This window comes from Burkholderia sp. WP9, from assembly GCF_900104795.1.
Classification (GTDB): domain Bacteria; phylum Pseudomonadota; class Gammaproteobacteria; order Burkholderiales; family Burkholderiaceae; genus Paraburkholderia.
Genome location: NZ_FNTG01000001.1, coordinates 3,318,647 through 3,344,349, shown reverse-complemented (window position 1 = coordinate 3,344,349; position 25,703 = coordinate 3,318,647). Strand labels below are relative to the sequence as shown.

Sequence of the window (25,703 nt, the reverse complement as noted above, 5' to 3'; positions counted from 1 at the left end):
GAAGATTTCTAGACTGTCACCACTCCTTCAACTACCGAGTGACACATCATGAAAGCCGGTCCCGTCGCCCCGTTCAAATACAACTTTCGCGCACCTGGCTGCCAAGTCGAAGGCCCAATCCGATATGCCATCGGACAAGCGGTCTGCGGTTCGGTTTTGATTGGCAGGAGCCGGCAAGGCATCTGCGCCATATTCCTCGGCGAGAACGCGCAGGAGCTGTACGACGAGCTCGCGGTTGCCTTTCCCGATGTTGAACTGATAGCGGATCGGCAGTCGCTGCTGGGCGAACTGGGCCAGGTCGTCGCTTTCATCGACAAGGGTATTGCCGAGCGCGTCATCAATCTGGACATTGGCGGCATCCCCTTCCAGCAGGAAGTCTGGCAGGCACTGTGTGGCATTCCAGCCGGACAGACGCGCAGCTATAGCGAGATCGCACAACATCTCGGGGTGCCGGAGGCTGTTCGAGCTGTAGCCGGTGCGTGCGCCGCCAACGTGCTCGCGATTGCCATTCCCTGCCACCGAGTCGTTCGCAGCGACGGCACGATTTCGGGCTATCGCTGGGGCGTCGATCGCAAGCGCGCATTGCTCGTCGAGGAGCGCGGGCAATGAGAGCCGGAGCGGGGAACGCTGAAAAGTCAAAGGCGGCGGCGTTCGACTGGGTGGGCATCGAACAATCGCTCGATGCTCGCGGAAATGCCGTCTTGTCCCGCTTGCTAAATGCAAAGCAATGCGGAGAAATCGCGAACCGCTACGCCGAAGAACGAGGCTACCGGGCCCGGATCGTAATGGGCCGCCACGGGTTCGGACGTGGCGAATACAAATATTTTTCCTACCCGTTGCCGTCGCTGCTCGATCAACTGAGGCATACGCTGTATCCGCACTTAGCGCCGATCGCCAATCGCTGGAGTCGACAGCTGGGTATTGAAGTGCAGTACCCGGACGAACTGGATCCTTTTCTTGCACGATGTCATCGGGCTGGCCAGACGAGGTCGACGCCGCTGATCCTCGAATATGGTCCCGGAGACTACAACTGTCTGCATCAGGATCTCTATGGCGAGCATGTTTTTCCGCTGCAGGTGGCGATCTTGTTGTCTGAACCCGGCAAGGACTTCACGGGCGGAGAGTTCGTCATGACGGAGAGCGCACCGAACGGCCAGCGAGCTGATGTCGTCGCATTGAATCAGGGCGACGCCGTAGTGTTCGCCGTCAACCAGAGACCGGCAGCGAGCAAACGCGCCGGTACGCGGAAAGCGGCAATGCGGCATGGCGTCAGTCTCGTCCGGAGCGGGAATCGTCACGCTGTCGGCCTAATTTTCCACGACTCACACTAAGGGCTGATACTGCCATGACAACGCTCGATCTCTTTCAGAGTCCGACTTCGGACCAGCGCGAGTCGATCGGACCGTGCGCCTTTGTATTACATGGGTTCGCGCTGCCTTATGTGGATGATCTGATCCCCGCTCTCGCCGACATCGCGGCATGTTCGCCGTTTCGCAACATGGTGACGCCAGGTGGCTTCACCATGTCTGTCGCGCTGACCAACTGCGGTCCGCTGGGATGGACCACCGACAGACATGGCTATCGCTACACTGCTCTTGACCCGGACAGCGGCAAGCCTTGGCCGGCCATGCCAAATGTATTTGCTGCACTGGCGCGCGAAGCCGCGGCGTCCGCCGGCTTCAGAGATTTTCACCCCGACGCCTGCCTCGTCAATCGCTACCTACCGGGTTCCCGACTATCGCTGCACCAGGACCGCAACGAACGCGACTTGGGTGCACCGATTGTTTCGGTGTCCTTGGGCATGTCCGCCACTTTTTTGTTCGGTGGTGATGCGCGCTCGGACAAGACGGCCAGGGTTCCGCTGCGCCACGGCGACGTGGCAGTTTGGGGCGGTGAGGACCGACTGCGCTATCACGGCGTGATGCCGCTCAAGGATATGCCTCATCCCCTGCTCGGAAGCCAGCGCGTCAACTTCACCTTTCGCAGGGCGGGTTGAATACGCTTGCGCTGGTTCGCACCAACGACTCGACAATTTTTGCTCGGGACGCGACAGGAAGGCTTTCTCTCGGTTTTCCTTTGATCGGGATTGTGTCGTAGCGGTGGAATTACAGAGCAAGAGACGGAGTTTTCTCTCTCGATCGCTGAAGTAAAGTGACCGGACTCCAAAATTGCCCTGAAGAGTCAATCATGACCGCTGCCACCGTTGCGCTTTTTCACAGAATTAAAGTATCCGATGCCCAACCGTTGTTCCCGAAAGAGCGGGTTGGTGAGCCCGAAACAGGCTGCGCCACTTGCGATCCCGCGGAGCCGGACAAGCTCATGAACTGGATGTCCGCCAGTCCGATGAATGACTTTCCCGATGTGCGGTGCCGGGTCGAGGCTTATTGCCAGTCGCTGGTAGACACCGGCGCTGCTTGTTGGTGGATCAACGATGCAGGACATACCGAACTACACGTGAATAGCGGTGGATCGTACCTTTTCGGCGAGCTGGGTATCGCCCGAATCAGGTGAAGGGTGAGGAAGACCCATTGACACTTACCTCAAGAAATGACGCTCACATCATGCAACTATTCCTGAGCCACCTGGCGTCGCCGCTCGGCGACATCCTGCTCGTCACCGATGCGCAGCAGCACATCCGTGCGCTCGATTTCGCGGATCACAAGGCGCACCTGCATCGTGGCCTGCGCGAGCACTATGGAAGCGTCGAGTTGAACGACGTCCCCGCACCGGACGAGATCGCGAAGGCCATCGCCCGTTATTTCTCTGGCGAGCTGGATGCGCTCGACGCCCTGCCGACGGCCACGACAGGCTCCGACCTGCAACGCCAGGTCTGGGCTGCATTGCGCCGCATACCGGCCGGCACGACCACGACCTACGGCAAACTCGCGAGGGAACTGGGCTTCGACGATCCGCGCGCAGCCATCGACATCGGCGCAGCCAATGGCGCAAACCCCATCGCGATGGTCGTGCCGTGCCATCGAGTGATCGCGAGCAACGGCGAGCTCAAAGGCTATGCATGGGGCGTGCACCGCAAGCGCTGGTTGCTCGAACACGAGAGGGCGATTCCACCGAGGGCCGCCTCCCAGCAAACTGCGACTCTTCCCGGATTCGAATTTTGACCACCTCGATCGCCGCCGATCTGTCGCCGTGGGCCTATCGGCAAGCCGAGGGGTTCCTCTCCGGTCTTGACGCCGACTGGACCCGCCATATCCTTTCCGTTGGCCCGTGCCGACATGAAGCCAAGCCTGCCCGCGAACCCTACGAAGCCCTGGTACGTGCCATTGCCTACCAGCAACTGCACGCAAAAGCGGGTGACGCCATTCTCGCGCGACTGTCCGCACTTTATGCCGATACAGCCTTCCCTTCGCCCCGGCAACTGCTTGCCACCGACCCGGAGCTGCAGCGCGTCTGCGGCTTCTCAGCCGCCAAGCTCGCCACGATTCGTGGCATTGCTCAAGCTACCGTCGACGGCGTCGTACCGAACCGCGGTGAGGCGCTGAACATGTCCGACGAGGCGCTCATCGAGCGCCTGACTGTCCTGCGCGGAGTCGGTCGCTGGACCGTTGAAATGTTCCTCATTTACACGCTGCAGCGCTCCGACGTTCTGCCCGCCGACGACTTTGGCGTACGCGAGGGCTGCCGGCACCTCAAAGGCCTGCACAAAGCCCCCACTCCCCGCCAGATGCGTGAGATCGGAGAAGCTTGGCGCCCGTGGCGGACCGTGGCGGCCTGGTACTTGTGGCGCATCCCTGCGCGCTGAATTGGTTAGCAAGAATCGGAGTTCTTGCGAGCGAAGTCCGGCCTATTCTCACGGCATCACCGAGAAACCGGACACTTTCATGACCACGACCGCTCCAGCTATTTCAGCTTATGTGACAGACGACGAGCGCTGGCAAGCTTTGCAGGCGCGCGATGCTGGCGCCGACGCGGTTTTCGTCTACGCGGTGCGCACTACCGGCGTCTACTGCCGACCCAGCGCCTCTGCACGGCTCCCCAAACGTGAGAACGTGGAATTCTTCGAATCTCCCGAGGCGGCCGAAGCCGCAGGGTATCGCGCGAGTCGCCGTGCTCGAGGCGACCGAACCAGTGCCGCAGCCGAACGAACTGCGCTCGTGGCACGGGCCTGCCGACTCATCGAAGACGCGGAGACTGCGCTCAACCTTGACGATCTAGCCGCCCACGCCGGCATGAGCTCTTTTCACTTTCACCGGGTGTTCAAGGCCGAAACCGGCTTGACACCGAAAGCCTACGCTTCAGCCTCCCGTGCACGCAGGCTGCGGGCGGAACTGGTCTTTCCGAATACGTCAGTCACCGATGCAATCTATGGTGCCGGCTTCAATTCCAACAGCCGGTTTTACGAAACATCCGACCAGTTGCTCGGCATGCGTGCGCGCGATTACCGGGCAGGAGGTACCGGAGCGGTCATCCGCTTCGCCGTGGGGCAATGCTCACTCGGCGCCATCCTGGTCGCACAGAGCCAACGAGGCATCTGCGCCATCCTCTTGGACGATGACCCGGACGCGTTGGTGCGCAATCTGCAAGACCAGTTTCCCAAAGCCCAACTCATCGGTGGCGACGAGGAGTTCGAGCAATTGATCGCCCAGGTCGTAGGGTTCATCGAAGTTCCCTCTCTGGGCCTGAATTTGCCCTTGGACGTGCGTGGCACTGCCTTCCAGGAACGCGTGTGGCAGGCGCTTCGCGAGATCTCGCCTGGCACCACCGCGAGCTACACACAGATAGCCGAACGCATCGGCGCGCCCAAGGCCGTGCGCGCAGTAGCGCAGGCCTGCGCCGCAAACCACATCGCCGTGGCCATTCCCTGCCATCGCGTCGTACGGCGCGACGGCGATATTGCCGGCTACCGCTGGGGCGTCGACCGCAAGCGCGAACTGCTGCGGCGCGAAGCCGAGGCTTAAACAGGACTTTTCCCATGGGATCATCTACAACCGCAATTGACCAACTGAATTGGCCGGACATTGCCGCGCAACTGGACATCGAAGGTTATGCCCTACTGCCTGGACTCCTTGCCCCAGAGCACGCACGCGACCTGGCGCGCCACACCGACACGTTAAAAACGCTTCGTCGCGTATCGCTGGCATCCTCCGATCTCGGGCGAGGTGAATTGCTTTATTTCGACGCGGGCCTGCCGGCGCCGTGGTCGGCATGGCGCGCGACGTTCTATCGTTACCTGGCGCCTATCGCGAATCGCTGGAACGAGACCCTGGGCAGCGGCTACCGCTACCCGCCGGAACTGGAGGAGTTTCAGAAACGCAATCGGCAGGCGGGAGAGACTGAGCCGCAGTCCCATCTGAACCGGCTGCGAGCGGATGACTATCTGTCCTTGCATCAGCGCCATGACGGCGAGCACGTGTTTCCGCTGCAGATCGTAGGGCTTCTGACGGAACCGGGCAGCGACTTTCAGGGCGGTGAGTTCGTGATGACCGAGCAGCGCCCGCGCATGCAGTCGCGCCCGATGGTCCTACCTCTCAAGCTCGGCGACGCAGCCATCATCAGCACGGCCCAGCGCCCGTTCAAGGGAACCAAAGGCTTTTACAGAGTTAATCTCAAGCATGCCCTCAGCCGCGTACGCGATGGCGAGCGCATCGGCGTGGAGTTGTCGTTCCACGATACGCGGTGGTCACGGGGGGGCGACCACCTTGACTCAATCTGAAACCTTCACGCTGATCGGACGGAATGGCCAGTCGTACCAGAGTGTGATACCGGGCACCCTCGGTGGCCATCGGCGCAACAAGCTCTACGGTCTTCTCAACTGTCGAGCCGCGCTGCGTGCCATTGCCTGCGGAGGGTACGTAAAGCACCGCGTGTTCTTCCCCGATGAAGCCACTGCCATCTCCGCCGGCTACCGCCCGTGCGCCGTCTGCTTGCCGGAGAAATATGCCGCCTGGAAGGCAAGCCGGCCCGTACAAGTAACTGGAAAAACCGCAGAAAGAACACGTTCATGAATATGCAAGCCGCACGTCCCGCCCAAGCCGCGCCTTTCAACCTTCACGAGGGCACGTCACATGACTCGCTGGAGGCCAGGATCGCCGCGACCGAATGGACCCCGTTCGAGAATGCCCTCACGCGCGACGGCTACGCTGTGCTACCCGCATTGCTTACGCCTCGTCAGTGCCGGGAAGTTGCGAGCTATTTTTCGCAGGAGGAGCGCTTCCGCAGTCGCATCGTGATGGAGCGCTACGCTTTCGGACGCGGCGAATATAAATATTTCGGTGATCCTCTGCCCGACGTGGTGCGGCGACTGCGAGAGTCGTTGTACCCGCACTTGGCGCCCATCGCGAATCGATGGCACAGCGCAATGCGCATTGACGAACGCTTTCCCGCGACTCATTCCGAATTTCGCGAGGTCTGCCATCGCGCTGGTCAGCAGCGGCCGACGCCGCTACTTCTACGCTATCGGCCAAACGATTACTGCTGCCTGCACCAGGATTTGTACGGCGAACACGTGTTCCCGTTCCAGGCTGTGTTCCTGCTCGACGAGCCGGGGCGCGATTTTGAGGGCGGTGAGCTGCTGCTAACCGAGAGTGACCCGAAGAAACCCGGTCGTGCCGAGGTCGTGCCGCTGCGGCAGGGTGATGCGGTGGTCTTCGCCGTCAACCATCGACCCGTGCGCTCCATGCGTGGGTTCTATCGCGCGAACTTGCGCCATGGCGTCAGCAAGCTGCATCGCGGGCAGCGCCATACACTGGGCATCATCTTCCACGACGCCAGATAGTCCCCGGCCGAAAACCCACCCCACAGGACGAAACGAAGTCGTACGCCCCAGCACTCGGTCCGCCATCGACGGAGGCGGCCGAGTATGACGAACCGGGACTCGCCCGCACGCATACCTGCGCGGTACCCACTGGTACGCACAGCGCGCCAGTCACCTCGCCGGGCATTCACCGGTTTGAATAAATGCCTTGGCTCGTCAAAGCGTAGTAGCCGACAACGAAGATGAAAATCCCAATTGCGATAAGCGGGTGAACAAACCAACCTAGCGCCGCCGCCATGATGTAAAGCAGGATGCCAAGCGCCGGTCGAAGCACCTGCGACGCAAATGCAGCCGCCGGCAGATGCGGCTTTAAGAGTTCAGGATGGCGATGCAAATGCCGAAAGGCAGGGAGCCATGACGCCGACATCAGTCCGGCTATCAAGGCATAAAGCACCACGGCTGCCTTCTGATCCATAAGGTTACCGTCGCGGAATGCACCCGCCAGCACGCCGGTCGGGAACGGGATCAAGGCTGCGGTGCCAACAATGCCGAGATTGATGCAGTTGAGTGTCACATCCACCTTACAGAGACGCTCGAACATGTAATGATGGTTGAGCCAGATGATTCCAACGTAGATGAACGCAATTGCATAGGCCAAGTAGGAAGACCATTCCGTCAGAAGCTCCTCCCCCAATCTTCCTGGCGCAGCATTCGGGCGATGGATTTCCAGAACAAGTAGCGTAATGATGATGGCGAAAGCCCCATCACTGAAGCTTTCCACACGGCGCGGCTCTGGGAGGCCAAACACGCTTTTTATCTCGGCAGCCTGTGCCGCCTCAAAGTTGGGCCGCGCGAGCGGAAACGACGGACCTGCTTTCTGGGCGAGTGCGTTGCACACATTGCGGGCCTTGCGCCAGAGGGCTCTCGACCAACGTCCGATGAAGGGTTTATTTTCCTCTAGTGCTGGCATCGTGGATTCCTTTCGCATAATTATTTTGGGGCCGTTTTGGGGGCATACCCGTCTAGCCCGGAGCAGCGCATGGGAAAGGGATGGTCGTCGCAGGTCTCAGCCACCCCTTAAACCACTGACGCGGCATCTTGAGTTCGATGATGGATCTCGTCGCCGAGAATGTATCGCAACCGTCGATTCAAGACGCTCCGTTCCTTGCTTTGGAATTCGATTTCGAGGCAGTGCTTCAACGACCGCTTGAGGATCTTGAGCGGCCGACCAGTCACGCTTGTTGAGAGGCCGGTTCTGGCCGGTGCCGGACCGATGACACGCTTGGGCGGCAAAAAAAATGCCGCCCATACTGGCGCGGCATGTTGTGCTGGCTTAGCCAGATTCATCCTGTTGCCAGGCTCGTATTGGCGGCCTGTACTGATGCCGATGGCTACTGGCCGGGGACGATGTTGTCCGGGACGTTGAGCACCGCATGAACGTGATCGTCGCCCCGGTGATTAAGCAAATCCCACATGGTCTGCTGCCACCCTCTGTCCTGGCGCGCAGTGCTGCCGCCCTGCTTCGTCAACTCGACGCCAGCCCAGGCCGGCGCGACCTCATCATCTGTGACGTACCACTGGAATACCTCGCTCGCCTCGGTTACGCCGCCGTATGTCCTGTCGATTTGCGCGAGCGCGTCTTTCTCTGATTTCTCAAAACGAGTGCGCTCCTGCTGTACGCCCGTCAAGCCATTCTTCGCATCATCCAGCTCCCGTTGTGCCCGCTCGACGGCGGATTGAGCCGCTTCCATCGCACCTTCACGATTGACGATGCCCTGTTTCAGCTCCTCCGGCGTGTCCGCCCGTGGTGTGCCATTGGCCTGCAACTGCGCGAGCTGGTTCTGGGCGTCGGCGAGCTGCTTCTCCAACTGCTCGGGGTTCTGGATGTTCCCGGCAGTTTGATCGAGGCCGTTGGAATAGCCTTGGAAATCGTGCTGCGTATCGACGATCTTCTGCTGACGGAGCGCCGCAAGAAGCGCCGCGCCGTTCTTCAGATCACAGCGGTACTCGACGACCGTGCGGTTCGTGTCGTCTTTGAACGTGCGCCAGCTATCTTTCTCGCATGAATCTCGATTCGATAGAGCCATTTCGTAGGTATGGGTCGAGTCTTGCGGAACGATTGCAGCCTTGACCGTATCGATTTCGGAATGGCCGCAGCCGGCCAATGCCAGGCTTAAGAACGCCGCCGAGGCAAGCGTGGTGAATTTCATGTTCATCAGCGAAAAATGAATGAAGATTGGCGTGCGCGGCTCACGGAATCGCGCACGCCAGATAAGGAAATCGCAGCAAGCTCGACCAACTAGCTGCTGCGCGAGGAACGATGCCGCCGCACCCAGAAGGGTGGAGGCATGGACAGCCGGAGGCTTACTGCGACAGCCCGATCGTTACGTATTTCGTGTCGGTATCGAACGTGAGCGGATCGTCGGTTCCGGTCGTGCTGTTCACGGTGATATAGGCGTACTTCGTCATGCCGGATGCCGGATCGGTGTATTTGTAAATCTTGGCATGCTCGACCGAATGGTTTGCTGGATCCGCAATCCCGTCAGCCGTCAGTGCCTGGGCAACGCTGACCGGTGCATCCGTGCCACCATCAATGCCGGTGAACGTGGAGTTGCCGTTCGCGAATGTCGTCGTACCTGATTTCGTGCAGTCCTCATACTCGTCGAACGTCTTGCCGTTCAGTTCGTTCGGATCGGTCACTTCGGTCAGGTCAGACGATGCGAACACGTACTGGCCCGGTTGAGCAGTGGCGACGCTGCCGACACCATTGGCCGTGCAGAGCTGGCCGACGCGGTTGCCCAGCAAACTGATAACGGCACTAAATTTCCCGGCATCCGTGAACGAGGTCACATTGCCGGAGGCGTCGATGTTGGCCTTGGCCGTGTACTGGCCGCGATTCGGATCGGCGATGGCAATCGCGAAGGTGCCGTCCAGATTCACGGACGAACCGATCTGGATCGCCGTGATGCCCGGAGTCGTATAGGCCGTAGCGGCGTAAGCCTGCTGTGTCAGCGCCGAGCCATTGGCTGTTTTCACAGCGGCATCCGATTGCGACAGACCGGACGCCGTCAGCGCTGCACCATAGGTTTCAAGCAGGCCGTCGCCTGCGTCGCCCTTCTGAGCCTTGAAGCTCGTATTGAGTGGATTGAATCCATCCGGCAAGGTGGGCTTTCCCGGCAGGGTAGCCAGGGCGGTCACCAGCTTCGCCAGCGCACCATTCAGATTGTCGGTCGTGACCGCGCCGCTCAGATCGCCGCTCTTCGCGCTGTTGAACCATGCATCCGGGTCCTGCTTGCCGAGCACTCCGACGACGATGTCGGTCAAGGGCGTGATATTGGTCGTGCCCGGGGCTGCGGCAACCGAATGCAGCGCCGAAGCCAGGGTAGAGCCGTTGACCTGTCCGCCCGACACACGGGCAACGCATGGATAGTCCGTGCTCTTGAGCGAGACGTTCCAACTGCCGTCCGTACCGGTTGTGGTTGAGGTCGTCGTGCCCGATGCACATTTCAGTTCGATCGAGCCGCCGATGATCGGCGAACCGATCGCCGCAGTACCGGTTGTGTTGACCGACGCGGATCCGCTACCTGCAGCCGGCGAACTTCCGCCGCCGCCTCCTCCGCATGCAGCTAGCACCGCACACATGGATGCGCCAAGCGCGAATACGGTGATTTTTATCTTGTTGATCTTGCTTTTGTTCACTGCATGGTTCCTTTTCAGATGGCTGATGAAGGGGGTTGTCAGGAAAGATATCGGCATTCAACTCTAAAGGTTTAGACTCAACGTGTAAGGTCCTTAATTTATTTGGGTTGTGGCTCGACCATTCGGGTTGAATGGAGGGTACATGGCTCAAGTCGATCAGGAACCGCTCGCCGTAGTGATTGGCCGGGCGATCGCGAAACATCGCGTGGCAAGTAGCTTCACGCAGGAACAGGTGGCCGAGGCGCTGGGAATCGGCAATGAGGCGGTATCGCGTATGGAACGCGGTATCGTGATGCCTACCGTGGCGAGACTGGTGGAACTCGCCGACCTGTTTGAATGCAATGCGGCCGACCTGCTGACGGAAGCTAGCAGCCGCACCAGCGATCAGGCGAAGTACGTCGCTCAGCTTCTGGCGAAGCTCGGCGGGAATGACCGGACGATGGTGGTCGAGATCGTTGAGCGGCTGGCTGGACGACTCGCGAAGCGTTGATGCCAGTCAGTAGTCTTCTGGTAACAGGATCGTCGTGACTGAACGGTCGGCTTCGGTGATGATCCATACTTTCCCGCCGCCCGGTAGGTCATAGCTCGACAACAAGCGTCGGCCGGTGAGCAGTGCCAGTTCGTTCGCCGTCTGGTCTTCGACCGAAAGATCACCCCAATCGCCATGAATATGGCGGGCGAGCAGCAAGATCCCCGATATGTCGACCTCATCGAGTAAGGCCTGAGCGCTTGGCGTGATGACAGGGCGTCCCATCGGGAAACGCGGGCCATTTGCATAGCGGCTCATGCGCCGGTCTCCTGCCAGTGGTTCACGGAAGGTCGGGCCGGATAGCGTCGATGGGCAGATTGATCCTCGCGTGTGTCGCCATCGGGCAGGACATCCTCAAGTCGTTCGATAGTCGTGCTTGAGCGATCCCACTCTGTGACCACCAGAATGCGAGTCTGGTCCGGCAGCCGGTAAAGTGAGATCAGGCGCAGACCAGCCGCGATCGACATGTCGTTCTGCTGGCGGTCGTCGTCGGACACCGTACCCCAGTCGCCCGCGACATGCCGGAGCAGGACGTTGACGACCGGAATGCCGTTCACATGCAGCGCTGTGAGTGCGTCCGACGCGACGAGCAGGCGTCCCGGACGGAATAGCGGTTTAAGCCGCGAAGGCTGATTCATGGTGATTTCTCCAGAATACGGACGAGCACGGGCCTCCGGATGAACCGGATACGAACTCGTAAAAGTGAAAGGAAATGCTGGACGCAGGACGCGTCCGGGTTACGGCTTGGACTGAACGAGCTGGCGACGAAGGACGGCGGCTTTCGCCTGCGAGCACCGCAGATGCCGGCGTATGTCGGCGACGGTCGGGCGTGCGAGACCTGCTTCGATATCCCTCGCGAGTTTCGTGACTTCGGTTTCGGGTTCCGTGACCGTGGCCAGTGACTCAGGACGATCGACTACGACCTCAACTGACACGTCGTGGTCATTCGTGACCGTTGCGCGCTGCCCATGAGGCCACAGCGCAATCCACCAGAGCAGGCAGGCGAGGCATTCGAGCACGAGGGCAAATCCGAGTCCTGCAACCAGTTCGAGGTGCGGGGCCGTGATGTCTGTGACTGTTGCCAGTCTGGACGTTACCGGGTCGGTCATGGCTAAGTCACGTTGCCCAATAACCCGATTGGCTTCGACCTGCGCCCGTCGCACTTCTGCTGCCTCGGCGTCCAGCGCGTCGAGGTGGGCAGTCAGCGCCGCACGTCGACCGTCCAGTAACGTGCAGTCGCGAACGCACCTGCGCGACCGAAGGGTTGCCAGTCGGCCGACGACGTTTGCACGCTCGTCCATCACGATCGTCAGGCTGCGGTGCGGCAAGATTGGCGGAGCAACAACCGACGCGACTCGCAATCCGCCCGCGTGCTGCTGCGCTAGCAGGAAGAAGGTCGCGTGCCCATAGCAGGCCGTCGCCATGCAGGCGAGCCAGAGCACGGTACCCGCGCAGCGCACTGGTACCGGAGCCGGGCGACATAGAACTGGGAGCAGGTGCGCGCAAGCAACCAGTACGACCCCGATAGCAACCCACACCAGCCGCTCGGTCATCCATCCGCCGCGCTGCCAGCCAGCCAGCACCGACATGCAGACGGTGGTACTCGTTGCCACTGCAGCCAGGACGAGCGCGGGACGACAGGTCATGCAGCCTTCCCACCGAGCAGCGCCGCACGTTTATCCAGCCGGTCTTTGAGGCGGTGGGTGGATGGCTGATCGGAATTGTTGTGACCGTCATCGTGACTGCGATCGTCACCGGACTCTGCTGGATAGAACTCTTCGGCGACTGCGGCGCTCTCTTCGATACTGTCTTCGAACGCACCATTGGCGAAACCCGCGCGTGCCGCCGCATCGAGTGCTGCCTGGGCAAAGCCCGCCGCCCGTCGGCTGGCATTGAGCTCCCGCGCCTGTGTGATGGCTTCCTGCAAAGAACTCCCCGCCCGTACGCCCAAATCGACGTAGTAGATTGCCGAGCCGTAACTTTGCGTGGTGGACTTACCGCGCAGTTTCAGTTCCAGCGGCAGACAGGCGAGCAGGCCGCCGGATACCGCGTTGAAATACTGCAGCCGTGCCGAGAGCGTGCGGATAGAGTTGTACGAGGTGGTACGAAAGATAAACGAGCCGAGCTCGTCTTCCTGGCCGATCGTGACGTTCAGGCGCCCGTACGGCTTGCAGCCACCGGCTTCGCCGAACGCGCAGCCATCTGGCGTCGGACAGTCCATTGTGGTGATGCCACCGTCAGTCACACGTTTGCATGTCTCGCCATTTCCGACGCACAAGGGACGGCCCGTCCTGCGGTCAAAGAGACTGTATTCGGCCCTCAGGTTGAGGTCCGGATCGTTGAACAGCATCCGTACCGGTATCGAACGCAGTTTGCCGGTGGTCGCCTTGCGAAGTGTTTCGTTGAGTGGATGGAGGACCCAATCGCCTCGATTGATCACTTGAGTTGTTAAAGTAAACTGGTCGTCTTTCTCGGGGAGTCGCTTGCCGTTCTTCTCGACAATTCTGCCAATCGATATACGGCCGATAGCGGGAGGCGTAATACTGAGGCCCTTGAGCATTCTGGTTCTCCGGTAGATAAAGGAAAGAAAGGGGAAAGCTGCGGCGAAGCAATTCAGACGGATACGAGGAACCGGCGTGAACCGGGTTTCGTGAGCGCGTACTGGGAGGTGAATTCCGGATGATCGGCGAGCAGTCGTTTCAGGTCGACGCCTGCGCCATCGCGACTGCGCTTGTACGACACCGAACCGGTCTCAAAGAGTGCCCGGTCGGCTTCGGACATTGCCTGCTGGATCGTCTGCTTGAGTACCGCTTCCTGTGTCTCGCGTTGCTCGATGTCGGCCCGTACCGCAACCAGATCGGCGAACACCGACGACAGGTGACGGTCATCCGAGAAATCGACAGTGCCTCCGGTTCCTGGATAGAGACACCGTAGCGCGCGATCCGCCGATTCCGAGCCGTCCGCCGGTGGCGGTGTATCTGTCTCGACGTAGCGCCAGAACGCAGCTTCGAGTTCGATCAGGCGAGCAATCAGCGCGTCGTCACGCTGGATGCGATGCACTTCGAGTTTCTGTCCACAGAGCAGTACCGCGACATCCGCCGCCTGTTTGCCAGTGACCGCGAGCTGGTGCTGAACCTGGCAGACCACGTATTCGGGTACGCCTTCGCGCCATAGACGTGCACCGAATTCTCCGGCCGTTTTACACTCAAGGATCTGCACATCTGGCATGCCGACGACCTCGCGGTCGATGTTGGCGAGCATCCACGGAATGGTCGAATGCTGAAGTACCGCGTTGACCCGCCTTACCTTGTTGCCCGTCTGTTTGGTGTAACACGCGGCGACGATCGGTTCAAGGAGTTGGCCCCAGTAGACAGGCTCACTGGTATCGTCTGAGTCCGGCTTTGGCAGGTTGGCATCACGCCCCGTCTTTGTTAGCCAGAGTTCAAGTTGCGACTGGTACGGACTGAGGCCCACGGCGGCAGCAGCATCACTTCCACCGATCCCGGATTTCCTCACCTCTAGCCAATCCTCGCGCGGCATATTCTTCGTATCCACAAGCCGCAACGCAGCACGATTGCTGCGATGCCCTGTAGGTTCAGGCAAAGACATGTTCAGCCTCCACAAATGAAAATGCCCGGTGGGAGCGATCCCGACCGGGCATCTATGCGGTAATGAAAAGCGATCATGCGACGAGTCTCATGGCCTCGTCCCAGGCTTTTTGCTTAAGGGTGGCTCCCGTACCGAACCATGCAGCATCGCGCCGATGATCTTCGCTGCGAGCGCGTCGATGGTGATCACAATACTCCGTCACTGCATTCAGAAGTCCGAAGGCTGTACCGGATGCCGATGCAAGCGTCGCTCCCATCCCCTTGCCGGCATACAGTGACTGTACGGCCTTGATGGCGGAATCGTTGGTAGCCGGAACCGGCTGACCCGAGCCGACCGGATACGTCAGCACACGACGCAAGAATGCTTCCGTAGCCGTATCGTTGACCTTGCATTCGGACAGGGCTTTCATCCTTGCGATGAAACCGTCCCAACTGGAAATCGCGATACCCAATTGGCGCTTGACCGCCTGTGCGTCGAACTGGCTACGATGCGGCACCTTCACGGCCCCGGCCGAATCGCCGAGCGCGATTTGCAAGGTGTTGTTACACACGACCCGAATGCTTGTAAATTGAGCTGTCGTTGCCATCGACCCGTCCGCTGACGTCGAGAGCAACAGATAGCCGTTCACGGTGTCCTTGCCTTTAAGCGACACGCACTGGCCGGTACGGGCGAGTGCCCAGAGTTTCTTGCCGTCTTTTAGTACCCCAGCGGTCTCAAGTTGGTAGCCCCCCACGTCAACGAGATCGCGGTAGAACTCCAAAATGGATTCGGGCTGTACGACCTGATAGCGCGACGAGACAACTGAGAGCGGCATCTTGTTGTCCGAACGATAGAGCACCTTTTGCTCGGGGAATGCGTGGATTGAGCCCAGGTTGGAACCGGCGTTGCCGGAGACAAAGCGGACTTCGGTTTCCTCGATACGCCAGTTCATACCGGCCTGCTGCGCCCACACTTCGAGAGGCTGATTGGCGGCAAGCTGATTGCCCAGGCCGTGCCAAGGCGTTTCGTTGACATAGGCCATGCTTTGTACAAGGTGCATTTGATATCCTAATAGAAAGTTTGAGAAACAGACAGCACAAATGCCTGCAGCCCTTCTGGGCTGCAGGCATGGCATGTCGAAAGATGAAAGCGGTAAAGACAAAGCCCAGCGAATGCTAGGACGCGTGCTGCTTGCCGAATGTGTGTCCACACGCCATGCAGTCGTAGTTGTCGAGCATGTGGTTGTCGATCTGCTCGCCAACGGCGCTGCCTGCGGCACAGCCGGCAGCGCCACCGAATAGTGCGCCCATGAGCGCGCCAGCCAAGCCGCCGAAGATCGAGCCGACGGGGCCTGCGACCATACCGAGGACTGCACCGGCTTCTGCACCGCCGAGTGCGGCAGCAGCACTACCGGCGGCACCGGCCGCAGCGCCAACCGCCCCGCCGGCTTTTCGGGCGTAATCCCGTGTGGTAACACGGGTCGAGTTGCAGCGGGGACAGGAAACGGAGTGGTTCATAGATCAGCCTCATCTGAGTTCAGGGCAAACGACGTTGCCCAGGCATTCCGGGTTGGATGCTCACTAAGGTGATATATGCGCGAGATTTTCTGCGATTGGGGTATTGTTATTGACTGGTGCACGCCAGTGTCTTGTCGGCGAGAGACAGCATCTCGTGGGTCTGCAGCAGATAAGCCCTCAGGAAGAAGGCGCGGCTGTGGCTGAGCTTGAGTTGCGCGACCTGCAGCTTGGTACGCTCGCCGTTGATGACGGCCCAGTCCTCGCTCCAGTCGAACTGGAACGCTTCGCCAGCGGCAAAGCGGAGGGGAACGAACGTCCCGCGCCCGGTCGTCTTTGCCTGCTCGTGCTGCTCCTGTCGCCAGCGCCGGGCAAACGCCGCGACACGATCATAGGAGCCAGTAAAGCCCAGCACGCAGAGGTCCGCGTGAATCTGCTTGAGGGTTCTACGCTGTTTGCGGGGCCGGGTCGCCTCGGTCTTTAGCCAGCCAGCAAGCTTCGCAGCAAACCCGTCGAGCTTGCTGGGGCTGTGGCGTTCGGGATAGGCGGGCAGTACGGTGCCGGCCCGTATGTAACGCCTGACCGTGTTTCTGGACACGCCCAGCCGTTTGGCAATCTCGCGCAACGAGACATGATCGCGAAAATGCCAGCGTCGGATGATGCTCAATATAGCCACGTCGATCACTCCGTTCCCCCGCCCGTTGCCGAGCAGGTCAGTGTTCTACGTGGGTCAATATTCGATGCAAATTACTGCGTAGAGTGGGTCAGGATTCCGTGCATGTATGGCCCCGACGCGTTTTGCAAGCTCGTTATATTGATGGGAAATGGTCTGCATGCATGTATCCGGCTTGCTGGTGGGCAATTGCCGAAGCACGCCCGCAGCCTTGATGAGATCCGCGCACCCTTGTCCTGAACAAATCAACGGCTTGGACTACGCAGCCGGCACGGAAAGCAGGTTTCAGGATGCTGGTTCTACCAATTTCGTCATCACGTACTAGAGCTACGCAAACCTACGTTGGGTGATACCAGAAGTTAAACGTGGATGGTGTTCATACTGCTGCTGGTTTATACAAGGCGTTGGTACTCAACAGGACCTGGAGAATGCGTGCGTTTTTGTTGGCTAGCGCTACTGCCGCGCAGTTGTAGCCGCGTCGGGCAATGAGTTGCTGTAACCATCGGCTCCGCTTGTCAGTCTTGCCGGATGCGTATTGCAGAACGGTTCTTGCACCATGGATCAGAAGTGTTCGCAAATAGGTATCTCCACGCTTACTTATGCCTTGGAGACGAGCCTTGCCACCCGAGGAGTATTGACGTGGTACGAGACCTAGCCACGCTGCGAGATGGCATCCGTTGGAGAACTGTTTGGCATCGCCGATGGCGCCCACAATTGCGGTTGCAGTGAGCGGACCTACGCCCTCGACCGCCGTAATCTTGCGGCATAACGCCGAGTTCTTCACGAAGTCTTTTATCGCTGTCTCGAGACAGTGAATCCTGGCTTCCAGCGCCTGCAGATGCTGCAACATGTCTGTAACCAGCGATTGAGCGAAAGGCGTCTGTTCGGAATCTTCACTGCTCAACAGGACGGGGATGGCACGTTTGAAAGCCTGCACCGAACGCGCAACTATCAGGCCGCGCTCTGCCAGAAGTCCTCTGACCTGATTGATGATGGCCGTACGCTGACGCACGAGAATGGCACGCATTCGATGCATCGCCTGAATGTCTTCCTGCTCGATCGATTTGACGCTCACAAAGCGCATTGTCGGTCGGGACGCCGCTTCGACAATCGCCTAAGCATCGTTGCAATCGTTCTTGTTTGTCTTGACGAACGGCGTCACATACTGAGGACTTATCAAGCGAACTTCGATACCCAAGGCACTAACGCGTCGCGCCCAATGATGCGCCGAACTGCAGGCCTCCATTACAACGATTCGTGGGCGAAGCTTGTGAACTGTCTCGATCAATGTACCACGCCCTATCTTCGAGCGATGCACCGCCTGCCCACTACGCCCGGCACTGTGAAGCTGGAAGAAATGTTTGGCGGAGATCAATGCCGAGAATATCGATTTCCATGATGAACCTCCGATGCGGTCTGGTTAAGACAACACTCAGCAGTATCGCGCTTCCCCGAGGGGGCGTCGGGTCCATCTCAGTAAATCAACAGGCTAACCAAGTTGCGGACCACATCGATCCACTAGTGGTGCAATGCTATCGGGACGGGACAGTCGACGTCCCGGTGCATGTCAGACTATCCTAGCTGCCGTGACATAGCGTACGATTCGTCACTCTTCTCCTAGAAGCTAGATGGTCGGGGTCGGTAAGCAATGACTGGGAGTTGTCCGGAGCTGACGTGGCAAACTAACGATAGAAGAGCGCAAGCGCAGTTGGCAACGTACAAGACACCGGTCCAGCGCTTCCCAGACCAGACAGCGCGTCGAGTTGCACGAACGGTGATTCGCTGGTTGACACGATAGACTCGAAGGGTAACGTGGTTCGTGATGCGTTCGACAATGCACTGCAAACAGGTCTCCGGGACGTTCCCGGACGCAGTCCATGTAAGACGCATCCCCCCTCAGCGAAAAGGAGGCAAGTACGCCGTGGTTAGTCAAAAGCAATGCCAATCGACATGTATTGGGCTCTCAGTTTGGTATCGAGATCGAAGCCTCCGTCGACTGAAAAGCAGCGTCACTTCGGCCCAAGAGCACTTCAACGTAAAACGGTGCCGGACATCCTTGTCTTGTTACTGAAGAGTCGGGTGACGCTCGACATTAACGAACAAGCGTCGTAATGAAGCTCAGGTCCGAGTTGAACCCAGTGACAAGCAATGCGAGATCGGGTCTCCTCGGTATTATGGTCGGCCCGCTATTTGGATTTTGGGTTACTCATGCAGAAAGACGACGAACGGATAGTGATGTTCTTTGACATCAAGGTGGAGACTTACGCGTCCCTAGGGCGCGCCGGAAAGCTCATGGGCCTGAAGGCCCACACCCTTGCAGACCTTTTCAAAATCGTCAAGACGTTACGGGCAGCAGACGATCTGCTGTCAATGAAGAATCGTAAAAGTACCGAGATGTGCTATCTCGCGGATCTTCGGCTTGACGACGATCTGGAGTTCTTAGTATTGTTGATCAACCGATCAGACAAGGCTGCTCCAAATTTCGTCCTCTCGGACCCGGTGAAAAGGCAAAGGCGGGAGATCATCAAGCGCAAGGACGAAGGCGCCGATTATTCGGCACACTTGGCAATTAGGCTTGTGTCTGTTGCTCCTCAAACCTACAGGGCGATACTTGAGGTCTCTCCGGGACTGCCGAGCGCAAAAATAACGGCTTATCTCAATCACGTGATGAGGTTGTGCGACCTCGCCTTCCCACAGGCTTTTCACCGTCCGCACCCAGACGGTTCCGTCGATCGCGATGGCAATCCGCGGATTGTCAAGGCGCGCCATCGGTTCGAGTTGCGCGGTCATCCTTCAACCGGCTTCTTCAAAGATCTTGAGTCTGGCAAGCTCGAAGGCATTGAGTTACTGGATGACAAACACAAGGATAATCCGTGGGACGCCAATGGATATATCGTGGAGGAGAAGCGTTCAGTGTTTCTCCATGAGAGTCACCAAAAGATCAAGGGCAGAATAATTGATGCTGTGAAATCGGTATGTGCTGAAGCGCGCAAGAAGAGCTTCGATCGGATGCGGGTCAAATTTAAGACGCAGGATGAGATTAGCCGGACGGTCACACTTGAGACGGAATCGGCGCAAATCGCCGACGACGAGAGATACGTTAAGAAGGAGACCATCCGAGATTTTCCCGCTCCACTTCCCGCATCGTTCGAGGTCATTTCGACCGAGATTAGCGAGCGCATGTGTGTTCTTCTGAAAGGGTAAGCGATAGCTATGATCCTTTATCAGCTGTGTCGTCCGATCGCGTATTTGGCGATAAAGCATCCCGAGAAAAAAATTGCAGACTGGTATGTGCCGCTATTTTTGGCATCCCTAGGGAGCATAGGTGCATTGCTGGCCCACGGACATATCAATTTCTTCGGGGCCGGTGGACTGGTCAGCTCGGTGTTGGGTTTTGTTCAGAATCTTCCAGGGTTCTATATCGCGGCCCTGGCAGCAATCGCTACGTTCGGAAGAAACGACATTGATTCTGTCATGCCAGGGAATCCTCCGCCTCGACTTGAGACGCTGACTAACAGTGGTGTCAGCAACTTAATCAGTTTGACGAGGCGTCGCTTTCTCTGCTTGCTGTTTGCGTTCCTCACGGTTGAATGTGTAGCGTTGACTATGTTATCCATTGTTGCCATTGCAGTAGCTCCGACGTTGTCAACCTGGGCCACGAAATGGCCAGTCGTTCATCTCGTGGCGTTTCTTGGCGTGTTCTTTGTTTACGCGATTTTGCTGTCACAACTTCTCGTTGCGACGCTGTGGGGCCTGTATTACCTAGGTGACCGTATTCATCAGCCCGATTCGTGACAGTTTGTGCGTGCCGTGTGTTTTCCACGCATTCGATGCTCAGGCTAAAATGAGACCATGCGCAGGCGGCCGGAAGGGCTACCTCCACGATTGGCTGGCATAGCGCCCTGTCAGACGTTGTTCGAGGTTTGCTGGTCATCGTAACGGATGACACCCCGGCCACCTGCGTACTCGGCGAAGTATCTGCGACGCGCTGACTATGCGTTATGTCAAGCGCATATGACCATGCGAACGATCAACTTCGCCCGTACCAATTTAAAAATTAGCGCAGATAAGGTTTACAGGATATCGCATGCCAGCACTGCAGTGGATCGGCAAGGAAGCTGTCACTCAGCATCACAAAGACATACCCTTTCGGTTGATAGAGCCGGTACCGGAGATTTCCGCTGGCCAAGAAGACACCGGAAACCTAGTTATACGGGGCGACAATCTTGAAGCGCTCAAAGCGCTACTGCCGCGCTACTCGGGCCAGGTCAAGTGCGTCTACATCGATCCGCCTTACAACACAGGCAACGAAGCCTGGATGTACAACGATAACGTAAATAGTCCGGAGATTCGCCGGTGGCTGGGCGAAGTGGTGGGTAAAGAGGGCGAAACGTTAGATCGACACGATCGCTGGTTGTGCATGATGTATCCACGCTTGTTGTTATTGAAGCAGTTTCTCGCGTCTGATGGGGTGATTTTTGTTTCCATTGGCGACGACGAGCTGCATCACCTGCGCGCTTTGATGGATGAGATTTTCGGTGTCAAACGCCGCCTCACCACGTTCGTTTGGCGCACGGATGGAAACTTCGACAATCAGGCAAAGATCAAGAACTGTCACGAGTACATCCTTGCGTATGCGATGTCCCCTGAACTTTTTCCGTTCCCAAAACTTGTCGATCCATCCGTTGGTGGCAACAGCAAACTGAACCGGGATAAGATTCAGAACACTATCGTAAAGAACGGACCCAAAAATCCGGTTAGCGATGTGACATTGCCTGCTGGATTTCCGGCCAGTATTGAGTGTGCGAACATCTCAGCGCGTACGGATAAATGGCCGCGGTATGAGCATGACGTTTTAATTGAAAATGGCGCACTCGTTCGCGCGGTTGTTGCCTCTAGCGGGTGGTCGTCCAAGGATATTCTGCTTCAGTTCATCCAGAACGGATTCGAGGCGGTAAAAGATAGTAAAGGCCAACAGACGCGGTTCGTGTTGACCCACACCGGTGCTATTGAATCAATTAAGGAACGGCAGGCTGCGAGTCACGTAATCTCCGTCATCAGTGGGGTGGGTAGCACCCAATCACAGTCCGCGGAGCTCGAAGAGCTTGGATTCAAATTCCCATTTCCGAAGCCTGTCGATCTGCTGAAGTATCTGTTTTCCATGATCGATACGACCGAGGGTATTTTTCTGGACAGCTTTGCGGGATCTGGAACCACTGGCCATGCGGTCCTAAAAAAGAATGCCGAAGACGGTGGTAAGCGACGTTTCATCTTGGTTGAGCTTAGCGAGAAGATTGCGCAGACTGTCACCGCCCCGCGCCTAAAGGCTATCTGTGAGGGCTACAGGACGAGTAAGGGTGTCGATGTTCCTGGACTGGGCGGCGGCTTCCAGTTTTGCCACCTCTCGGATCGCGCATTGTTCGCCACAGATGGCGCGATACGGTCTGATGTGACATTCGATGAATTGGCCGAATTCGTGTGGTTCGTTGAGACAGGCACAGGCGTTGGTATGACGTCGCAGCGGCCCGGGCAAGCTCGCAGCCCCTTGCTGGGCGTCTTCGACGGGCGTGCGGTCTTCCTGTTCTACAACGGAATTCTCAAAGATCGGTCTGATGCCGGCGGTAATGTGTTGAATGCGAGAACACTCGCGATAATGGACGAGATATTGCCCCATTTCGGGGGAGCACGCGTCGTGTACGGCGCGCGCAGCCGGTTTGACAAATCGAAGCTCTCGCAGCTAAACCTCACCTTTAATCAGCTTCCCTACGAACTGGCGGTTAAATCATGGGCTTGAAGGACTATCAGACTAAACTGCTGGAAGCGTTCGAGACATTCTTGGCACGCACGCGCGAGCTAAAGAGTCCTGCTGCGGCGTTCGCAGAGAGCACTCTTGCGCACTTCGGGCATGCGTTGCCGTATCACCCGTTACCAGGTGCCGATGCTGTACCGTATGTTTGTCTTCGTGTTCCGACTGGGGGAGGGAAGACGCGCATAGCCGGTCAGGCGATTGCGAAGGTGAATAAGGCATTTTTAGCAACTGAAAATTCGCTCGTCTTGTGGCTTGTGCCGTCAGAGCCGATCCGGGAGCAGACATTACGCGCCCTTAAAACGAAAGGTGAGCTGCTTAATGAAGACATGTGCGCGCTATTCGGGAGAGTGAATGTCCTTGACGTAGAGGAGGCACTGGCAATGACAGCGCCCACTCTGAATGCAGCGAACACGATTGTCGTGGCGACCATGCAGAGTTTCAAGCGTGACACAGCCGATGGTCTGCGCGTGTACCGCCAAAATGGCGCACTGTTGTCGCATTTTGAAGGCTTATCTGGCCCGCAAATGGGTGAGCGTTCTCTTGCTGACGTAATCCGGTTGCGGCGTCCGTTCATCGTCGTCGACGAGGCGCATAACCAGGGCACGCCATTGGCCGTTGACACTCTCGTTCGGCTCAATCCTTCATGTGTTTTGGAGCTGACGGCGACGCCTGATCGAGCGAGCCAGCCGTCGAATGTTTTGCGTAGCGTTTCCGCATCGACCCTTCAAGCTGAAGACATGTTGAAGCTTCCGCTGGAATTGGCAACGCATCCTGAATGGCGGGTTTCGTTGTCCGAAGCCATCGGCCGTCTGCGATCGCTTGAGAGAGAGGCGGGCGAGGAAGTCAAGCTGACTGGTGAAGTTATACATCCGGTAGTTATGCTAATTCAAGCAGAACGCAAGGACGCGCGAAGTGAGACGTTCACCCCGGAACGGGTGAAGCGCCACTTGGTCGACGACTTTAACGTGGCACCCGAGACGATAGCCATCGCCACGGGTGCGCTTGATGAACTGTCAGGGCGACAACTGAGCGATGCGGACTACCCTCAGTTCATCATCACTGTCGACAAACTTCGTGAGGGGTGGGATTGTCCGTTTGCCTACATCCTGTTTTCATTTCGCAACACAACTTCCGCGACGGCGGTGGAGCAGGTGCTCGGTCGAATTTTGCGCATGCCGCACGTTAGCCGAAAAAAGCGAGAGGCACTCAACCGCAGCTACGCGTATGTTGTCTCAGGCGAATTGGCATCTACGGTGCAAGGTCTGCGAGATGGGCTTGTGCAGAGTGGTTTTGAGCGTCTAGAAACCAAGGATCTGATTCGAGGACCTAGCGATAGTGGAAAGATTGATGATTTATTCGCAGGCCATAAAGATCTCATCGTCGCACTGCCGGAAATTGGCAACGCGCTCGTCCTTCCCGATGAAGGTGCCATCGCCGCATTGCCCAAAAACGTACGGGAGAAACTCGAAATTTCTCCTGAATCGGGAACGCTTACAATCAAAGGCGGGGCTGACGAAGCAGAAATTAGAAAGATCTCTGAGACCTTTCGCCAGCCCGAGGCGGCAAGAGTTGTACGACAGCAGTTGGATGCCGAGATCGCCGCGCAGATGGCGCGTTTTTCCCGTGGCGAAACACCAGCTGAACGTGGCATAACGGCGACGGTACCTCTTCTCGGAATCACCCAGCACGGGTTCTTCGACGTGTTCAACGAGACGCCATTGCTTGATGCGGATTGGGAGATATCTGACTTTGATCCCAAACTGACTGAAAGCGAGTTTGCGCATGATGTCGAGGCCATGCGTCGTGCGGCTTTGTCGATTTCTCAACTTGAAAAAATCGAATGTGACGTGTTCGATAGGCTCGATAGTCAGCTCGCCCTGTTCGGCCGCGAACAAGGTTGGTCGCCGACGGACCTTGTTCATTGGTTGGACCGCAATCTGTATTTCCCGTACTCCGACCAAGGGGAAAAAGCTGCGTGGCTTAACGCTGCGGTTTCATATTTGACGGCGACTCGTACCTTTAGTATCGACGAGCTCGCATATCGCAAATTTCGTCTTCGTGGCGCACTTGAAAGGAAGATGGTTGCCGGTTTGGTGCTTGCCAAGCAACGCGTATTCGAGGGCCTATTTGGCGATGAGAGTTCGTTCGACGTTCGCGACGAGCATTGCGTCGAATTAAGGCCGGGACGCTACGCGTATGACACTCCGTATGTGGGACTGCTGCCTCTGAAGCGCCACTTTTTCCCCGTCATCGGCAACCTGAAACCAAGTGGCGAAGAGTTTGAGTGCGCGGAAAAAATCGCCAACGAGCTGGACGGTGTTGAATGGTGGGTGCGCAACGTGGAGAAAAAGCCGAGCTCCTTCTGGCTACAAACTGCCTCCGACCGGTTCTATCCCGATTTTATCGTCCGGCTACAGTCGGGTGTGACATTGGCAGTTGAGTACAAAGGTAGCCATATTGCTGACGGTACGGACAGTAAGGAAAAGAAGCGTATCGGGGATCTGTGGGCGCGACGCAGTCAGGGGCGATGTAAGTTTGTATGGGTAGAAAACCGCGATTGGGGCGTGCTCAAAGCAGCGATTCGCTAACGTCGCTACCCGTCAGCTAACATGTGCCGAGGGGAAGGCCACACTGGGCAGGGTGTTTGGTATCGGTAAGAGGTCTGTCGAGTTCGAAGGTCGCGTTGCGAGGATTCTTTGACTTCGCGTGGGCCACCAGCAGGCGCAGGTCGTCGTGGTAAGGCAGCACCTGTGTTTCGAGCGTGATGTTGTCTTGTCTTGCCAGTCGGTCGAGCCGCCAAGCCGGAAGGTACAGAGCGCCCATATGCCCGCGCAAGCGATGGCGACGCACGACAGGATTTTCAGACACAGGTCGGCGAGATCGATGGCTTTTTTCATAACTGTCTCCTCTGCTTCAACCAGGACTTCCGGCAGAATCTCTTGTGATCGCGCCTCGTCGACGAAACCTGTCATAAGGACCATCTCTAAAAGGATGCGCACGCCGAACGCCGAACCTTGCTGGGCTTTCAGTGCGGAGAGAACGAGATGATTCGTTAACGAAAGACGATCAGAATCCTGGCGAGGCATCGGCAGCAGAAGCATTGTCCGCCAATGCAGGTGTCGAAGGCTGGCTTTGCCGGACTGCCCTAGCCTTGACTCGCTCCAAAGAAATTGCCTGTC

Annotated in this window: 27 protein-coding genes and 2 pseudogenes; 15 read left to right on the top strand and 14 right to left on the bottom strand. The window is 58.0% G+C overall.

Going from position 1 to position 25,703, the window contains the following annotated elements; genetic code table 11:
• Positions 1 to 48 precede the first annotated feature (48 nt).
• From BLW71_RS14865 to BLW71_RS14820, 10 genes are all read left to right on the top strand, one after another.
• The gene (locus BLW71_RS14865) at positions 49 to 609 is read left to right on the top strand and encodes a methylated-DNA--[protein]-cysteine S-methyltransferase (protein WP_091797078.1); all 561 of its coding nucleotides are present in this window, start codon (positions 49 to 51) and stop codon (positions 607 to 609) included.
• The gene (locus BLW71_RS14860; protein ID WP_091797076.1) at positions 606 to 1,331 is read left to right on the top strand and encodes a 2OG-Fe(II) oxygenase; all 726 of its coding nucleotides are present in this window, start codon (positions 606 to 608) and stop codon (positions 1,329 to 1,331) included. Before BLW71_RS14865 ends, BLW71_RS14860 begins: the two co-directional genes overlap by 4 nt.
• 14 nt (positions 1,332 to 1,345) lie before the next feature.
• Positions 1,346 to 1,996 (top strand): DNA oxidative demethylase AlkB, encoded by a 651-nt coding sequence (gene alkB / locus BLW71_RS14855; protein ID WP_091797074.1) that lies wholly within the window; start codon positions 1,346 to 1,348, stop codon positions 1,994 to 1,996.
• A gap of 191 nt (positions 1,997 to 2,187) precedes the next feature.
• Positions 2,188 to 2,511, top strand: a complete 324-nt coding sequence (locus BLW71_RS42270) for a hypothetical protein (protein ID WP_286162002.1) — start codon at positions 2,188 to 2,190, stop codon at positions 2,509 to 2,511.
• 50 nt (positions 2,512 to 2,561) lie between these two features.
• Positions 2,562 to 3,119 carry a methylated-DNA--[protein]-cysteine S-methyltransferase gene (locus BLW71_RS14845; protein ID WP_091797072.1) on the top strand — a complete coding sequence of 186 codons (558 nt, stop codon included), beginning with the start codon at positions 2,562 to 2,564 and terminating at the stop codon, positions 3,117 to 3,119.
• Positions 3,116 to 3,760 carry a DNA-3-methyladenine glycosylase family protein gene (locus BLW71_RS14840; protein WP_502686819.1) on the top strand — a complete coding sequence of 215 codons (645 nt, stop codon included), beginning with the start codon at positions 3,116 to 3,118 and terminating at the stop codon, positions 3,758 to 3,760. The genes BLW71_RS14845 and BLW71_RS14840 overlap by 4 nt, the downstream gene beginning before the upstream one ends.
• A gap of 79 nt (positions 3,761 to 3,839) precedes the next feature.
• Positions 3,840 to 4,916 carry a bifunctional DNA-binding transcriptional regulator/O6-methylguanine-DNA methyltransferase Ada gene (gene ada, locus BLW71_RS14835; protein WP_091797068.1) on the top strand — a complete coding sequence of 359 codons (1,077 nt, stop codon included), beginning with the start codon at positions 3,840 to 3,842 and terminating at the stop codon, positions 4,914 to 4,916.
• 14 nt (positions 4,917 to 4,930) lie between these two features.
• Complete coding sequence (locus BLW71_RS14830) at positions 4,931 to 5,671, top strand: 2OG-Fe(II) oxygenase (protein WP_091797066.1); 741 nt, start codon at positions 4,931 to 4,933, stop codon at positions 5,669 to 5,671.
• Complete coding sequence (locus BLW71_RS14825; protein ID WP_091797064.1) at positions 5,658 to 5,963, top strand: Ada metal-binding domain-containing protein; 306 nt, start codon at positions 5,658 to 5,660, stop codon at positions 5,961 to 5,963. The genes BLW71_RS14830 and BLW71_RS14825 overlap by 14 nt, the downstream gene beginning before the upstream one ends.
• Positions 5,960 to 6,733: a 2OG-Fe(II) oxygenase gene (locus BLW71_RS14820; RefSeq protein ID WP_177205040.1), complete on the top strand. Its 774-nt coding sequence runs from the start codon at positions 5,960 to 5,962 to the stop codon at positions 6,731 to 6,733. The genes BLW71_RS14825 and BLW71_RS14820 overlap by 4 nt, the downstream gene beginning before the upstream one ends.
• A 166-nt stretch (positions 6,734 to 6,899) precedes the next feature.
• Here BLW71_RS14820 and BLW71_RS14815 read toward each other — a convergent pair whose 3' ends face one another.
• The 4 genes from BLW71_RS14815 to BLW71_RS14805 form a co-directional block, all read right to left on the bottom strand.
• A complete protein-coding gene (locus tag BLW71_RS14815) occupies positions 6,900 to 7,682 on the bottom strand; it encodes a TMEM175 family protein (protein WP_177205039.1) in 783 nt (260 codons plus the stop codon).
• A gap of 107 nt (positions 7,683 to 7,789) precedes the next feature.
• Positions 7,790 to 8,059 carry a hypothetical protein gene (locus BLW71_RS40930; protein WP_143048340.1) on the bottom strand — a complete coding sequence of 90 codons (270 nt, stop codon included), beginning with the start codon at positions 8,057 to 8,059 and terminating at the stop codon, positions 7,790 to 7,792.
• Positions 8,060 to 8,103: 44 nt separating this feature from the next.
• A complete protein-coding gene (locus tag BLW71_RS14810) occupies positions 8,104 to 8,922 on the bottom strand; it encodes a hypothetical protein (RefSeq protein ID WP_091800862.1) in 819 nt (272 codons plus the stop codon).
• 154 nt (positions 8,923 to 9,076) lie between these two features.
• Positions 9,077 to 10,411 (bottom strand): hypothetical protein, encoded by a 1,335-nt coding sequence (locus BLW71_RS14805; RefSeq protein WP_286162001.1) that lies wholly within the window; start codon positions 10,409 to 10,411, stop codon positions 9,077 to 9,079.
• Positions 10,412 to 10,553: 142 nt separating this feature from the next.
• On the opposite strand from BLW71_RS14805, the gene BLW71_RS14800 reads away from it, so the two are divergent.
• A complete protein-coding gene (locus BLW71_RS14800) occupies positions 10,554 to 10,901 on the top strand; it encodes a helix-turn-helix domain-containing protein (protein ID WP_091797061.1) in 348 nt (115 codons plus the stop codon).
• 6 nt (positions 10,902 to 10,907) lie between these two features.
• Here BLW71_RS14800 and BLW71_RS14795 read toward each other — a convergent pair whose 3' ends face one another.
• The 9 genes and pseudogenes from BLW71_RS14795 to BLW71_RS14755 all read right to left on the bottom strand — a co-directional run bounded on the left by BLW71_RS14795 (position 10,908) and on the right by BLW71_RS14755 (position 18,112).
• Complete coding sequence (locus BLW71_RS14795; protein WP_091797059.1) at positions 10,908 to 11,198, bottom strand: hypothetical protein; 291 nt, start codon at positions 11,196 to 11,198, stop codon at positions 10,908 to 10,910.
• Entirely contained in the window at positions 11,195 to 11,578 is a 384-nt protein-coding gene (locus BLW71_RS14790) for a hypothetical protein (RefSeq protein ID WP_091797058.1), read from the bottom strand. Before BLW71_RS14790 ends, BLW71_RS14795 begins: the two co-directional genes overlap by 4 nt.
• Before the next feature lie 99 nt (positions 11,579 to 11,677).
• Positions 11,678 to 12,586, bottom strand: coding sequence for a hypothetical protein (locus BLW71_RS14785; protein WP_091797056.1), 909 nt, complete (start codon positions 12,584 to 12,586; stop codon positions 11,678 to 11,680).
• Positions 12,583 to 13,500: a recombination directionality factor gene (locus BLW71_RS14780; protein WP_091797054.1), complete on the bottom strand. Its 918-nt coding sequence runs from the start codon at positions 13,498 to 13,500 to the stop codon at positions 12,583 to 12,585. Before BLW71_RS14780 ends, BLW71_RS14785 begins: the two co-directional genes overlap by 4 nt.
• Positions 13,501 to 13,553: 53 nt before the next feature.
• Positions 13,554 to 14,549: a YqaJ viral recombinase family nuclease gene (locus BLW71_RS14775; RefSeq protein WP_091797052.1), complete on the bottom strand. Its 996-nt coding sequence runs from the start codon at positions 14,547 to 14,549 to the stop codon at positions 13,554 to 13,556.
• 73 nt (positions 14,550 to 14,622) lie between these two features.
• Positions 14,623 to 15,588: a DUF932 domain-containing protein gene (locus tag BLW71_RS14770; protein ID WP_091797050.1), complete on the bottom strand. Its 966-nt coding sequence runs from the start codon at positions 15,586 to 15,588 to the stop codon at positions 14,623 to 14,625.
• 115 nt (positions 15,589 to 15,703) lie between these two features.
• On the bottom strand, positions 15,704 to 15,889 hold the full coding sequence (locus BLW71_RS42265) for a hypothetical protein (protein ID WP_286162000.1): 186 nt from the start codon (positions 15,887 to 15,889) through the stop codon (positions 15,704 to 15,706).
• Between the two features lie 301 nt (positions 15,890 to 16,190).
• Positions 16,191 to 16,727 (bottom strand): annotated as a pseudogene (locus tag BLW71_RS14760) (helix-turn-helix domain-containing protein); the annotation flags it as partial.
• Between the two features lie 364 nt (positions 16,728 to 17,091).
• Positions 17,092 to 18,112, bottom strand: a pseudogene (locus BLW71_RS14755) (IS110 family RNA-guided transposase).
• 811 nt (positions 18,113 to 18,923) lie between these two features.
• Here BLW71_RS14755 and BLW71_RS14750 point away from each other — a divergent pair.
• The 4 genes from BLW71_RS14750 to BLW71_RS14735 all read left to right on the top strand — a co-directional run bounded on the left by BLW71_RS14750 (position 18,924) and on the right by BLW71_RS14735 (position 25,112).
• On the top strand, positions 18,924 to 19,919 hold the full coding sequence (locus tag BLW71_RS14750) for a hypothetical protein (protein WP_143048339.1): 996 nt from the start codon (positions 18,924 to 18,926) through the stop codon (positions 19,917 to 19,919).
• Positions 19,920 to 19,928: 9 nt separating this feature from the next.
• Positions 19,929 to 20,510: a hypothetical protein gene (locus BLW71_RS14745; RefSeq protein WP_091797044.1), complete on the top strand. Its 582-nt coding sequence runs from the start codon at positions 19,929 to 19,931 to the stop codon at positions 20,508 to 20,510.
• A gap of 292 nt (positions 20,511 to 20,802) precedes the next feature.
• Positions 20,803 to 22,509 (top strand): site-specific DNA-methyltransferase, encoded by a 1,707-nt coding sequence (locus BLW71_RS14740; RefSeq protein WP_091797041.1) that lies wholly within the window; start codon positions 20,803 to 20,805, stop codon positions 22,507 to 22,509.
• Positions 22,500 to 25,112: a DEAD/DEAH box helicase gene (locus tag BLW71_RS14735; RefSeq protein ID WP_091797039.1), complete on the top strand. Its 2,613-nt coding sequence runs from the start codon at positions 22,500 to 22,502 to the stop codon at positions 25,110 to 25,112. Before BLW71_RS14740 ends, BLW71_RS14735 begins: the two co-directional genes overlap by 10 nt.
• A gap of 12 nt (positions 25,113 to 25,124) precedes the next feature.
• Here BLW71_RS14735 and BLW71_RS14730 read toward each other — a convergent pair whose 3' ends face one another.
• Entirely contained in the window at positions 25,125 to 25,625 is a 501-nt protein-coding gene (locus BLW71_RS14730; RefSeq protein WP_091797036.1) for a hypothetical protein, read from the bottom strand.
• Positions 25,626 to 25,703 lie beyond the last annotated feature (78 nt).

Coding starts and splice junctions, on each gene's coding strand:
- BLW71_RS14865 (WP_091797078.1), top strand. CDS start 49: ATGAAAGCCGGTCCCGTCGCCCCGTTCAAATACAACTTTCGCGCACCT.
- BLW71_RS14860 (WP_091797076.1), top strand. CDS start 606: ATGAGAGCCGGAGCGGGGAACGCTGAAAAGTCAAAGGCGGCGGCGTTC.
- alkB (WP_091797074.1), top strand. CDS start 1,346: ATGACAACGCTCGATCTCTTTCAGAGTCCGACTTCGGACCAGCGCGAG.
- BLW71_RS42270 (WP_286162002.1), top strand. CDS start 2,188: ATGACCGCTGCCACCGTTGCGCTTTTTCACAGAATTAAAGTATCCGAT.
- BLW71_RS14845 (WP_091797072.1), top strand. CDS start 2,562: ATGCAACTATTCCTGAGCCACCTGGCGTCGCCGCTCGGCGACATCCTG.
- ada (WP_091797068.1), top strand. CDS start 3,840: ATGACCACGACCGCTCCAGCTATTTCAGCTTATGTGACAGACGACGAG.
- BLW71_RS14830 (WP_091797066.1), top strand. CDS start 4,931: ATGGGATCATCTACAACCGCAATTGACCAACTGAATTGGCCGGACATT.
- BLW71_RS14820 (WP_177205040.1), top strand. CDS start 5,960: ATGAATATGCAAGCCGCACGTCCCGCCCAAGCCGCGCCTTTCAACCTT.
- BLW71_RS14815 (WP_177205039.1), bottom strand. CDS start 7,682: ATGCCAGCACTAGAGGAAAATAAACCCTTCATCGGACGTTGGTCGAGA.
- BLW71_RS40930 (WP_143048340.1), bottom strand. CDS start 8,059: ATGAATCTGGCTAAGCCAGCACAACATGCCGCGCCAGTATGGGCGGCA.
- BLW71_RS14810 (WP_091800862.1), bottom strand. CDS start 8,922: ATGAAATTCACCACGCTTGCCTCGGCGGCGTTCTTAAGCCTGGCATTG.
- BLW71_RS14800 (WP_091797061.1), top strand. CDS start 10,554: ATGGCTCAAGTCGATCAGGAACCGCTCGCCGTAGTGATTGGCCGGGCG.
- BLW71_RS14795 (WP_091797059.1), bottom strand. CDS start 11,198: ATGAGCCGCTATGCAAATGGCCCGCGTTTCCCGATGGGACGCCCTGTC.
- BLW71_RS14790 (WP_091797058.1), bottom strand. CDS start 11,578: ATGAATCAGCCTTCGCGGCTTAAACCGCTATTCCGTCCGGGACGCCTG.
- BLW71_RS14785 (WP_091797056.1), bottom strand. CDS start 12,586: ATGACCTGTCGTCCCGCGCTCGTCCTGGCTGCAGTGGCAACGAGTACC.
- BLW71_RS14780 (WP_091797054.1), bottom strand. CDS start 13,500: ATGCTCAAGGGCCTCAGTATTACGCCTCCCGCTATCGGCCGTATATCG.
- BLW71_RS14775 (WP_091797052.1), bottom strand. CDS start 14,549: ATGTCTTTGCCTGAACCTACAGGGCATCGCAGCAATCGTGCTGCGTTG.
- BLW71_RS14770 (WP_091797050.1), bottom strand. CDS start 15,588: ATGCACCTTGTACAAAGCATGGCCTATGTCAACGAAACGCCTTGGCAC.
- BLW71_RS42265 (WP_286162000.1), bottom strand. CDS start 15,889: ATGGTCGCAGGCCCCGTCGGCTCGATCTTCGGCGGCTTGGCTGGCGCG.
- BLW71_RS14750 (WP_143048339.1), top strand. CDS start 18,924: ATGCAGAAAGACGACGAACGGATAGTGATGTTCTTTGACATCAAGGTG.
- BLW71_RS14745 (WP_091797044.1), top strand. CDS start 19,929: ATGATCCTTTATCAGCTGTGTCGTCCGATCGCGTATTTGGCGATAAAG.
- BLW71_RS14740 (WP_091797041.1), top strand. CDS start 20,803: ATGCCAGCACTGCAGTGGATCGGCAAGGAAGCTGTCACTCAGCATCAC.
- BLW71_RS14735 (WP_091797039.1), top strand. CDS start 22,500: ATGGGCTTGAAGGACTATCAGACTAAACTGCTGGAAGCGTTCGAGACA.
- BLW71_RS14730 (WP_091797036.1), bottom strand. CDS start 25,625: ATGCTTCTGCTGCCGATGCCTCGCCAGGATTCTGATCGTCTTTCGTTA.